A 12,249-nucleotide genomic window follows, 5' to 3' on the forward strand; every position below is an offset into this window, starting at 1 on the left:
CATGGCAGGGTGTGGTGACCTGACTCAGATTAGAGACTTCTACAGGGGGCACCGTGTCCGATGCTCTGATGCCGTTCCGCTGGCTGGGCGGCTTTGATGGCCCGATGGGCGAAATCTTCACCGTGTCCTTCCTCCACCGGCTTGATCCGGCCGAGGTGTTGCGGTGCTTCGTTGCACCGATCGGAGAGCTGATGGACTTTGAGGACTCTCCAACCGGACCTCCGAATACTTCTTTGACACCGGCGAGGATGACGGGTGTGGCCTTCACACCAAGCATCCTGACGAAGCCACTTCTGGTCGGCGGTATTGGGAACTGACCGCCCTGCCCCCGCATCACCCCGCCCCGTCAGGTCCACGGGCCACCCTCTTGCCGCCACCCGGGCGGCATGCCCGGTTTCACCGCACGGAGTGCGGTGCCGACTGAAGCGAAGCGGAAGTCGCCGACCGGGCGAAGCCCGAGTCCGGCCGCAACGCGGCCGGACTCGCTCCCAGAGCGCAGCGGAAGGAGCGTCAACCTGCTGGCTGCGTCAGCAGGTTGGGCGGCGAGCGAAGCTCGCCGCCCAACCTACTGACGCAGCCAGCAGGTGCGCTCGCCGCTGCGCTCTGAAGTCCCGGCCGCGTTGCGGCTGGACTCAGGCTTCGCCCGATCGGCGACTCCCTTCGCTCAGTCGGCACCGCTCCGTGCTGATGGCTGTACCACTGGTGGCGGCTGAAGAGTGGCCCGTGAACCCGGGAGCAGGTGATGCGGGGGCAGAGCGGTCGGTTCACAATACCGCCGACAGGTGACTTCGTCAGAATGCTGAGGCCACGCCGTCATCGCCGTCCAAAAGGAAGTCGGTGAAGTCCTCAAAAGTCCATCCGGCTCTCCGATCGTGCAACAGCGCGCAACACCGCCGACGCAGGACCCGCGAGTGGAGAAGTGTCAGCCGTAAGCACCCTTCCGTCCCGTTTGACCCCCCTGTATATACAGTCGGAGTCACCGCGCCCTGCCATGCAGCACTGACGAGACCGTCGTGCACACGCCCTGCACCATTAGACAACGCAGAACAATCAAGCCTGACGAAACTCTCGCCGCGCCTATATAATTCGATAGTTGACAGGCCGTCGCTCCGCTCCCAGACCTCAGGGCCGATTCCGCGAAAAGGCCGGGATGGTGACGGAGACCCCTCGGCGGCTCTTGGACAGAAACGAGATAGGCTGTCTTCCGACGTGAAGTTGCGTCAGCGGCCCACCAGCTAGAGTTTTTCTGCAGTCTATACTCTTTAAGTCCGAGACCGTCTGGACGCAGAGCACGCCCTTCTGAGCGCTCGGGAACATGGGCCCTACCGGAGAACGCTGTCAGTGCTCGGTGAGGCGAGCGCGTCAGCCATAACCTGCAGCACTCACCTGATGCGGGACCTGATTTCTGCCTTCGCCCTCTCCAGGAGAAAACGGACAGGAGATGTCGACCACAGGCCGCACGAGATCAGCGGTGAGCCGCGTGCAGCGAGCCGACTGATGCTCCTCCGTTCCCTCACAGATCGCTGATTGCCAGCTCTGCGGAGCCTGGGTGATCATGCGGGCCGAGGTCAGGAGAGATGCGCCGGGTGTCACACTAGCATGAGCCGTGTGCTGTGTCCTCGTGCCCTCGCTGGATCTGCTGCCCAGACGAAGACATTGGCACGAAGGCACCTCAAATGGTGTCTCCCTCCCTCGTACAACACCGGATGTGGACTGGCCTTTGAGCCGAGTGCCGCCGACAGGACGACCTGATCGTGGTCGATGGACTTCGGGCAGTCGAAAACCGGCAGGCGGTCGTTGGCAACGCGATCCCCGCCGGCGATAGCATGACAGCCGCGCCCCCGGCTATTTGGTTGGAAACTGCCGGCGGCTCAGGCTCGATGGAGGAACCGCCCCAACTCGCCGTTCGGCGGCTTGTTTCATAACGATTGTCGAAATCGATCGGAGATCTGTGCGCCGTACTGGTCGTGTGCGTGGACATCGCCGGCCCGCGCAGCTCCAGGCCGCCAGCTGCTCGACGCCGAGAGCCGGTGCGCGCGGTCCGCCTGCGCTCCGAACGGCACCATTTCGAGGCGTCAGCCGGAGCCTTCAGCACACGCTCGTCGTTACCACGTCGTCAAGCCAATGCGGCCGGGGCCCGGATGTCGCGGCGCAGCACCGCCGATCAGGCCCGGCAGTGGGCTGAAGCTGCGGCGATCTGGGCGCTCACCGCCGGCTAGCTCTCCTGATCGCCCGGCCTGACGTTCCCTCAGCTCGGTTGGGGAGGGCGTCGACGCCCGCGGCTGCGACTTCCGGTATACTTCGCCGACGTGCTGAGGTCGATGCCGGATCTGTCCAGGCGGTGGGCCGGGCGCTGGGTGCACGGCGGCGCGCCCTGTGTGGATGCCGACCCGGGAACGGCGGACTCGCCAGCCGGGCGTTCGGCAGGCTGGCGAAAACTGCTGGAGGCGCTCAGAACATTGCCCGCATCGTCGAGCGAAGCCGCTGACCCGTCCAGGAACGGGAAGGCGGCGGAAAGCACATCGGCAGGGGCGCCCAACTGGGATGATTATCCTACTTTGGCAACACATCAGGCCTCCGTGCTGGCTGCGCGCGGGTCGGCGACCTGAAGGTGCCGTTCACGCCCCGCGTCGACCGGACCGAGGGGCGTGAAGCCTCGCTGGCTAACGCAGGTGATGATCGCGGCATGCGCGCCCTCACCCCACGCCCGCCAGCCATGGGCGAGACGCTGGGCTCGGCATGATGGTCTCGACGTCATGTGGGGTCTGTCCGCCGCCCGCAGGCAGGCTGCCGAAAATTCTATAAACATAGTTCCGGAGCGCAGAGTGAGCATCTGGCTCAGAGCGCCCGGGTACCGCCCGCCAGGCAGCCGAGGGCGGCAGCGACGCGAACTACTGCCGGTCGTGCCGGCTGTCGAGCGACGACCTCGGCGTCGTGTGCCCGGTAGTGGCAGCGATCCGCCGCTGCGCAGGCGGTGCTTGCCGACCGGCCGGGCGACGTCGTGCGCCGAGACGGACGTGTTGCCCAGCGACTCGTCACTGCCGATGCGGATGCTGCGAAGGTCCTCGGATCGAATATGCGAAAGCAAGCCGCGCCAGACGACTGACAAGTGATCGCCAACTTTCGCGGCCGCAGTTCGGCGTGAAGGCTATCTGGGCGTCCTCGCAAGCACGTGAGCGATAGCGGAGACCAGGCTCCGGTTGGCAGCGGTGCTGCTGGATCGGCAACCAGCGCGCGGCCCTCGACGATAGACGGCTGTCGAAGGTCGCCCTGGAGCGGAACTGGTACTGATCGCGACGGCCGCCGCGGCAGGCCAGGTGGACCGGAGCCGCGGCTGGTAACGCCAGGCACCGGAAGTGTGGTGCACGGCAGCCGAAGGCCCGCCGGGAGCGGCTTCAGGCCGCGCCGTGGGACGCAGGCTGCGGCCATCTGGCTCGCTGCCGCTCTATCCGATGTGGCAGCGAACACCGAATTTCACGGCGAGTTACAGTGTCGTCGGATGCGCCACCCCCTCGGCGAGCCGAGCAGGGACGGGAATAACGTTGAGGTAGGCCGTCACTCCGGGGTGAAGTTCGCGTAATCGCCCGGCGTTCGTGGTCGCGCCGGACCTCCTGATCCTGACCAGGCGGGGCTGTGCGGAGTCAGTCGCCTGGGCTTCAGGGGAGACCCGTTCTCCACAGATCGGGGTTCAGATCAGAGTGGGGCAGTGCGCGGCGCCTCCCCCCATCTGACCCTGCCCCATAAAAACAGGAAACACGGCATAATCGAGTACACGTTGGTATGACCTGCGCGATATCGTCATGCCCACTAGGTCGCCACCGTCCTGAACCAAAAAGTTAGGTAACGATTGCGTCAGCCGAATGATTCGAGAATGCGCTGGGCGGGTACGAGACAGCCCTACCCATGGATGATGGAAATCAGCGCTCAGGCTGGCGCATGTGTTCGAGAAATCTCTTGCGCAAATGTCGTCATTTATAAAACAGATGTCACCTGCGATGTTGATCAGGTTCGAAAACTCACCGAGGAGTATCGCGGGCAATGCCGAAGACGACCACCCAGCGCGACCTTCCGCAAATAAGATGGGGAAGAAGGCGTGCGAGATGGCGAGATATGCAGGTCGGAGACGAGCAACCAGGCGGCCGACGTCACCAGCATTTCTGCAGGCAGGCAACTACGCATTTCTCCGGTGTCGTGGCGCCAACATACCCCGTGATGTTGTGTACTTCGCGAATACCAACGTGTGTCGTTGAACGCTGCTCGGTGATCAGGCTGGGTCACAGGCGCTGATCGTGTCGGCCACTGCAGGTACGGCGGCGGCGTTGGCGCTTGCCGAGCCACCGGTCGGAGATCCCGGACGGCGAGATCTTCAGGGAGCTGCAGGCTTCGGCCGCCATGATCAGAGTAGCAGCAGCGAGGCGCGATGCGCCCGAGCGGATCGCGCCGCCAATCGCTCGCGCTGAGCGACCTCAGTACTCATCGTCCTGAACGCAACGCCAACGCGGCCGAAGCTGAATGAAGGCGCGCCCGACTCGCCGGGAGTCGTGAGGCCCACAAGCCGGAGTCTGCTGCCCGGCTGGTCGCGCGACGGCGCAGAGAATGATCTGTGTCTCTGGCAAGCTCAGACCCAGTGGCGAAAGAACGCCATCAAATTGTCGTCTGCGTGTGCCCGCTTGCGGCCGCCTACCGCGGCGCTGCGGATCATGGCAAAAAGTACGGCTACCTGTCACTGACTCGCCGATTATGCCATCTCCACCGGCGAGGGACTGAAGCGACGGCGGTGCGCGCCTCTACTATAGTCCTACCACGCCCTGCCTGACAACTGGCCTCCGTCAGGCTGTTGTGCCATGACGATGAACCGCCGCAGCGCTCAACGACGCGCCCTGCACGCCGGCGAAAAATGTGGGTTGACCGCCAGCCGCCCCATCTGGGAACTGGGTTTTCGTGATCTCCCTGCGCGTTTACACGCCGCAGGTCGCGCATCTCGGACGAAAGCCTCAGAAAACCCGCAAGCTGGCCGTGGTCCTCACCCATTGGCTGATGTGCGGCAGCGGCAGCAGGATTGCCTGTTGGTTAATCCACCTCGTTTACCCTGCCGTCGAGCCTGGGCGCGCCCCTCCGCGTGTTCGCCGACCACCGGCATGGTGACGGCAGTGCAGTGGTCAGGAGCCGAGACCGCGCCCGCGCCGTGTGTGGCGACCTGTGGCGATTCACGCGGGCGCCCCGCGGCGGCCGCGGAGTCGCAACGGGATGGGGGCGCGGCCGCCTCGAGTGGTGGCGACGTGTGCGCCGGGCCCGCCGGGCCCGCGGGGTGGGGCCTACCGGGGCCGCTATCGGAAACGACCGCATCAACGCCTGGCCCTGAGCCTTCCCTCGAGGCCAGGGAGAGATGATCTTGGTCAACCTGGGCGTGCCTGCGCCCCCCGTGGCCGCTGCGACCGGCGCGGCTACCTCCGGGAGCGCTGAGCCGGCTGCCGAAAGTGCCGAGGGGCTCGCGCTGCGGGCCCGGGGGGCCCGTATCGGCGGCTGGGGAGACCCCGGGTCCCGGCCCCACCGCCCCCGCGGGCGGGCGATTGGGGTTTTCCGCGGATCGACGACCGCTCCGGGGCCTCGGCGGCCAAATGCCCGCGTGCGTCCGAAAAAGCGCCCCGCGGTCCGCGAGACGGCCCGCGCGGCGACCGGCCAGTCCGGGAGGGGCGTAGTTTCTGGAGACCGCGCCCGGGGCGGGCGACGGAAACGGCCCGGAAAAATTGGCTGTTTCGCTTCGCCCTGGGACGACGCCGCCGCCCGCCCCCCCGTGCCGGCCCGACGCGACCCCAGCCTCCGGCCCGCCCGCCCCCCTCGGCCATGGCCCCCCTCGGGTCGGCTTCTGAGGACGCCGTGCCCGGGCCGGGGCCCGGCCTTGGAGCCCACCGGCCCGCTGAAAAGGTGCCGCCGGCACGACGGTGCCCCCCCCCGCCACCGTCCCCCGGCCCGGCTCCCTCGCCCATGGCTGCGCATGGAGGCGTCCTCGTCCGCGGCTGCCCGGGCCCGGCGGCGCCATAATGGGCCCCCGCGGCCGGAACCCTAGTCCCCGGCCGAACGCTCCGCTCTCCTGGGCTGACTACAGAAATCCGCGGTAGTCTCGCGCCGCACCGGACGCCAGGTCGCAGCCCGCCGCCCTCTCCACCGGCCGCCCGCCCGGCGCGACCGGCTGGCACCGGCCGATGCTGGATCCCGCGACACGCAGACCTCTGCCAGCGGTATGTAGCGGTCAGTCACACAGTCAGGCAGTATGAAGCTGCCCCAGGTTTCGTTGAGTCCGGCGATCTTGTTTCAGGTGGACTCGCGGACTCGCGAAGGCTTCGCTCCAACCGCGCATGCCAGCCGGTTCGCCCGCCTGCCGCTCCAGCGGGCGGCGCACCACCAGCGCCCTCGGCAATTACCCATTTCCCCGCGAGTCCGCCCCGCGTCACGCGGCCCGCCGCGGCTCACGAACGGACGGCATCACCCGCCATCGGATAAAGCCCCGCGACCCGCCATCGGCCGCCGGCGGGACCCGCCCCAACGCCCCGCCCGTAGCCCGCCGGACCACCGGCCTCTCACCGGGCACGGAGGCCCCGGCGCCCCTGCCGGTGGGCCCCCGCGGAGTCACCTGTGAGGACCGGGGGGGCGGCGGGGCGTATATATTGACGGGGTTATGATAATCGGGAGGCGTTACCGGCATCCTTCAACCCTATCACTATAAACGCGGGTAATCGATGATAACCCGCGACCGTCAGGCGGACCCGGGCGGCCCCAGCCCTCCCCCTGGCTCAGCCGTTCTCTCCCGGCCGGCGAAGCGCATCCCATGTCCACCGGCAGGCGCGACAAGGTGGCAGGCCGGCCTTTGGAGTGACCGGCGCAGGCCACCGCCGGGAACGTCGCCACGCTCACCGGGCCAGGCTCACGAGGCCCGGATGGGGCGCTGGTCTGAGTCGCCGCCGAAGCACAGGACGAAGCCCGCCGGGCGGCGACGGCCGCCGGGTGTGACGATGACGGTCGACCGCGTCACCGCCGGTGACAGACGGCAAGCGCAGCGCGGGAACGGCCGTCGGCCCCGGACCCGGCTGGGTTCGGGGCCGACGGCCGACCCCGCGCTCCCATGTCCGTGCGCGCGATCTCGGCATTTCGTAATGCGGCGGCTCTCGCCGTGCTGCGCGGGCGCGATCAGGCTCGCAGGCTGTCGGCCCAGGCGGTGAGGCCGTGGCGGCCGGAGGTGTTCGTGGCGCTTCGCGTGAAACATGCGGATCATGGACGCAGCGATGCTCGAAGGGCAGCCGAGGAGACCCGCCGCCGGATGTCCGCGGGTGGACGGTCTCCAGACTTCATCAGGCCACTGCCGCGGACGTCCTTGACTGTCATGAACTCCTCCTCAACCGGCCGAGCACGATAACCGAGCGCGCAGATCGGCGGAGGGCTTTCCAGCTGGGTCCCGCTGATCGCCCGTAGGTAGGCTGTGGACGGATGAAGTCGGTGCGGTAGCGGGCCCCCTCATGACGCGACTGGCGGAGATGATGAACAGGTCGTCGCCCTGGGCCGGGTGCGAGCTGGCGAGAACGCGGAGCGGCCCCATGCCGCTCTGCACTCGATCCGGCAGTCGATCGTGGCCCTCCTGAACCCGGCGATACGGCGGCCCAGTCGAGGCCCGGACCGGCCTCGCCCTGGGCAAGATTCGAGGAGATGAAAATTCGTCGGTGGAAACCCGTTGACGCCGTCCTCGACTGGTGGCGTCCAGGGCCGTCCTGCGCGCCACGATGCTTCTCCAGCGCGCCGACAGTCGGCAGAGACGGCGGTGCCGACCGGCCCGTTGTGGGTGGCTGGACGCTGCCGACCAGCTTGCCGTGAATCAGGCCGCAGAGCGCCGGCAGGCGGACGTCGCGCGGCGGCCCGGACCGCGTCAGCAAGGCGATGTCGCGGCGTCCCCCGGCACGTCAGTACCGAAAACCAACGCCGTCGGCGTGGCGTGCGGAGCGCCGAGGACCGCCACCGCGCAAAATACAAATCGAGGATGGCCTCGACTCGGCTTCATCGCAGTCGCTCGGCGACAGCGACCCGCCACCTCGACGACCTCGGCGCCTGCTGTGGCAGATAGTGCGGCCGACCAGGCGGATTGGCTACGAAGAACAAAACAGACAGGTCCCCTGGTCGAGCAGGGCGCGGCGTAGATCTCCGGTTCCGATCGCCCAGTCGCCGAGCCATGGCTCCACCAGGTCGAGGACAGGGACCCACTCGCGGTAAGAAGGGTGTTTCCCTGAAAATTTGGATGGACATTCACACCGAGTCCAGTGAGACAGCCATCCACGGTCCGCCAGTTCTTCTCATTTTCCTCTCCGATTGTTTTCTGCCCGACCATTTTTAACGACCCCCGCATCTCCCTACCTGCCGATTCTACTAAAAATATGAGTGCTCCCCGCTCTCCAGTAAGTCTCGGGAATTTTATCTCCGGTATTGGCCGTCGTCAGCGGTCGACCCTTCAGGCGAAACGGCGCGATAGCCGGCTCAAAAAAAAACTTCCGGATACACTCGCCGAAACGTATGGTCGTTGCCAGGTGATTTCCAGTAATGGAAAGGGCAGCGAAAATGGTGACCTCCGCAGCAATGTACTGGATCGGCAGGAACCGATCGCCGTCGTCGGCCTCTGGCCAGCGCCGCATCCCCGAGGTGAGGAGAACAGGGACGCCGTCGCGCAGATGCCCGGGCACCAAATTGGGCCGATCTCGGCAACAGCGAAATACACCGAGGCGGGAGTTCCGCCGTCGAGGAGGTCGACGCCGCCTTCTTCGGTCGCGGTCCGTCGTCGACCCGGCAACGGCTGCTGCTGGAAGATCACCTGCTGGAGAACATGTCGCGGCCCGACCCTCGACGGCCCCCGCGGCGACCGCCGCAGGATCTACCGGCCGCCATCACCCAGCACACCGGCACCCGCCGCGGCATCGCCAACCAGGTCTCGCTCGGGCCAACTCGCCGTCGACGCACTCTGACTCGCTGACCGTGCCTGCTACAGAACTGGCGGCCTCAACGGCGAAGAATGATGAGCGCCGAGCGCTGCGAAGTGCTCCCCGGACAGGTGCTGCTTCGCCTTCGACGCCCGGGCAAGCAGCTATGTGCGCGGCGAACTCGGCGACACTCAAGCGCGGGCCCTGGCCGGCGGCCGGAGGTGCTGGCGCCGGCAGCATGGTCAACAACGACGGCACGCCCGGCTCGCCGTGCCCGCCCTCCGGGGTGGTCCCGCTCGCCCGGCAACACGGGCAGGTCGTGCGGACGCTGGAGGCAGCACGTCGGCCTGCGCAGCACGGAACCCCAGTCGGCGACGATCAGGCCGCCGCGCCCAGGCGGCGATCGGCCGCTCCGGCAGCCCGCCTTGCGGAAATTGAGGCTTCGGTGAAGACAGGCATCAGGCGCCTCGGGCGCGCCGGGAAGGTGGTCCTGGATCGCCGTATCGCCCGCCGGTCAACTCCGTACGCCAACCCCCGGATCCTCGCCCGCTCCAGCCTGTCGCGGACAGCCGACGAGATGGCCCCAGCGCCTGGTCGCCGGCGTGGAGTTCCGGGCGGCACCAACTGGCCATGTGGTCATGAGCAGGCGCCCGGTGCGCGAAGGAGCCCGGACGCGCGCGCGCGTTCGTGCTGCCCGTCGTGGTCAGGGCTCCAGGCGCCCAGGGCAGAGCGCTGCGCGCGCCGTTCGTCGAGAGCACGGTGACGCCTCCGTCGGCGCGTCGATCACCGAGAGGTGTCGTGGCGGCCGCCGACCGGAACGCTGGTCGCGGGCTTCCGCGCGTTAACGTCGGGAACGCCCCGCCGCCGGGGCGAGGGCGCCGGCGCTGTGGTCCTTTCACCGGGCAGAATACTGAGTTTGGGTCTTCCCCGGTGTTCGCGCCGCCGCTCCGCACGGTGTCCGCGCGGCCCTTCCCCCGGGCGGCCGCTGCGGGGTCGTCCGCCGCCGGCGAGGCCGACCGAGGACGGTACCAGCCGCCGCCGTCGAGGTCGTGCGACTGTTCGGGTCGTGGGGCGTGCGGCCGGCCTCTCGCCGGGCTACCTCGATCGATGCCGCCGCCCATGTCTGTCCTCGCCGATGCCGCGCGCGAGCCGGGCGCGTGGTCGTCCGGCGCCGCGGGCGCCGATGCCGTACGGACCAGGGCCCGGCGGGGCCGGGCGGGTGGCGAAGCGGCCCGACCCTCGTGCTGTCCGGGACACGGACCGCCGCTGCCGTCCCTGGACCGGGAGACGTTCCCGCTCACTCCGCATGGCCCGGGGATGCTCGGCGATTTCCGCCGGGTGTCCGCCGGGAGCCACCAGGCTCCCCCCGTCGTCCGCGGCCCCGGCGGCCCGCCCCCCCCCTGGGCGGGAACCGGCGGCGGCCGCGGCCCCGGCCTACCCGGGCCCGCGCCGGGAGCCGGAAGGCGCAGGCGGCGCAACCGTCCTCTCAGGCAAGGCCCCGACAACGTCTGCTCGGCGATGGTGGCTCAAGCACTCCGTCGCCGCCGAACCGGCGCTGCGCCGGCCTGTGGCCTGGACAACGATGCCGCCCCCCTGGGGCCGCCCCGGTCGGGGGGACGGAGAACGTCGGGTCCGTCTGCCGACGTTCCGGCGGGTAGTGACAGACGCGCGGGTGCCGCGGCCAGTGCCGTTCTGGCCGCCGCAGCAGCCCGGGCCTGCCCGCCGCCGTGCCGGCCGAAGCGTCGCGTCCGGCGTCGGCGGCTGTGACCTCACTCGTGTCGCCCGCGTCAGTCACCCGAGTACACGCCGGGCCGGGTCTTATTGTCGGGTTCAGCCCTGTTTCGGAGGCCTCGCCGGGGCGACCGGGCCGGGCTGGTGGACTTCGTGCATCCCGCCCCGGGCGCCCGGCCCCGGGGATCGTCACCCGCGCCCTTGGCGGGCGTTACAGGCAGGCGGGTGGGAGGCCCTTTTGCCGGCGCGCGGGCCCCCCCCAGTCAGCTCAGGTGAGCAGAGACGTTGCGGCTGTCACGGTGCGGCCTGCCATTTACCCCGGTGTCGCGGGATCTGTGGCGGCTGGTGGGCGGCGGCCGCGATCTCCGCGTTTACCGGGCTGGGACGACCAGGACCGTCAATATATATTTTGAGGGCTGGTCCCTGCGTTCGGCCGCGTCCTTCTTCGGGATCTCCCCGCCCGCGGGCGCGTATGGTGCGGCTGCTGCGGAGGCCGCCTGGGGAGGCATGGGCGGACTGTTACGCCTCCGAGATGGCCGTCGGCGACAGGACTGCGGGCTATTTTGCGAAGGGCGTCTGCCCCGACCGCGGCCGGCAGCCAGCCGGGCGGATCTCACCAGTTCGGGTTGTGAGGCCGCGTTGACCGGACACAGCGCCGTGCTTTCGTACTGGCGGTCTGTCACTACGGCACAGCGAAGTCACCGTCGCGAGCCGTGATGATGACACCCGTACTTCCTGGGATCGCGGCAGCTGAGCTGTGCCGGCCTGCGACAGGACCGCGTGACGGGCACTGGTCGTGGGCATCCGGCGTACCGGTCGCGTGTGGTCGGCGGCCGCGTCCAGCGAGCTGGCCCCGGGCTGTCTGGCGAATCCCGGCTGGCGACGCCGGATACCACGACCGGCGTCGTGTGTGGCGCCGCGGCGGGCTCCCTCGCGTGACAGGACCAACAGCCGGATCGGTTAGTCAGGCACGCGCAGGCCACGGCGTTGGCCCGTCATCAAGATGGTCAGGCGATGCGGCACGGCGCCGACTGCATACACGCCAGCCGACCCGCGTCGGCTGACCGCGCGGGCTGTCCGCAGCGACGGCAGTGTGCCCGCCCGCGCACCCCGACGAGCTGCCGCCGTCTCTTCGGTCGGCGGCCCCCGGCCCCTGTGATCGTGGGAACGGGGGGCGTGGCGAGGCCGGCCGGGCCACGGCGGCCGTGGCCCCTCGGCCCGCGGCCGCGGGCCCGCCGGCAGCCCGCGGGCACGCCGCCGGTGCCGGTGGGGAGCGCCATCGGCCCCCCGGCGACCGGCGCCCCGTCGGCCGACAGCCGCGGCCTGCCACCCCTGGGTCTCCGCCCCCGCCGGCGGGGCGGCCGCGCGCCCAGGCAGGAGCCCGGCACAGGCTGCCCGCCGTCAGGCTGGCGCGTGGCCACCGCATGGTGCTGAGGCTCGGACGTCGGCGAGCCACCGCCTGGCCATTTGTCAGCAGAGGCAGGCGTGCGCGGCACACCGTCGGCAGACGTTGCTGTTCAGGTCTTCTATTCTTAAAGTCCGTCTGTTTAACCTTAACTACATG

At 68.9% G+C, this 12,249-nt stretch carries 1 protein-coding gene; it reads left to right on the forward strand.

The features are described 5' to 3' along the window. Positions 1-53: 53 nt before the first annotated feature. On the forward strand, positions 54-317 hold the full coding sequence (locus E0500_RS43025) for a hypothetical protein (protein ID WP_131569378.1): 264 nt from the start codon (positions 54-56) through the stop codon (positions 315-317). Positions 318-12,249: the final 11,932 nt, after the last annotated feature.

Source organism: Streptomyces sp. KM273126, assembly GCF_004337435.2.
Taxonomy (GTDB): domain Bacteria; phylum Actinomycetota; class Actinomycetes; order Streptomycetales; family Streptomycetaceae; genus Streptomyces; species Streptomyces acidicola.